Genomic DNA, 339 nt, shown 5'->3' on the forward strand with positions numbered 1-339 from the left:
GACCGATCCGCGTGCCGTCCGCACCGCTGCTCGTCTCGTTGCTTGGTCCGCTGCTTGCTCCGATGCCTGTCCCGCCGCTTGTCCCTGGGCGTGTTCGGATCCCTGTTCCGATGCCTGTTCCGATGCCTGTTCTGATGCCTGTTCTGATGGCTGTGGTACCTGTGGCGATGGCGGTTCCGGCGCGCGGTCCCATGCCTGTTGTGATGCCGGTGGCGGTTGCGGTCGTGATGGCTGCTGTGGTCGTTGCTGTTGTGGTGGTTGCTGTTGTGGTAGTTGCTGTTGTGGTGGTTGCTGTTGTGGTGGTTGCTGTCGTGGCGTCCGGGTTGGGGTCGTGGGGCG

The 339-nt window shown here is 63.7% G+C and carries 1 protein-coding gene; it reads left to right on the forward strand.

Features of this window, described 5'->3' with window-relative positions; all coding sequences use genetic code 11:
- Nucleotides 1–122: 122 nt before the first annotated feature.
- A partial coding sequence (locus N5079_RS35235; RefSeq protein WP_261588559.1) for a hypothetical protein occupies nt 123–339 on the forward strand: 217 nt, incomplete at its 3' end.

Origin of the sequence: Planotetraspora sp. A-T 1434 (assembly GCF_025420585.1) — a bacterium.
Lineage (GTDB): Bacteria > Actinomycetota > Actinomycetes > Streptosporangiales > Streptosporangiaceae > JAOEGB01.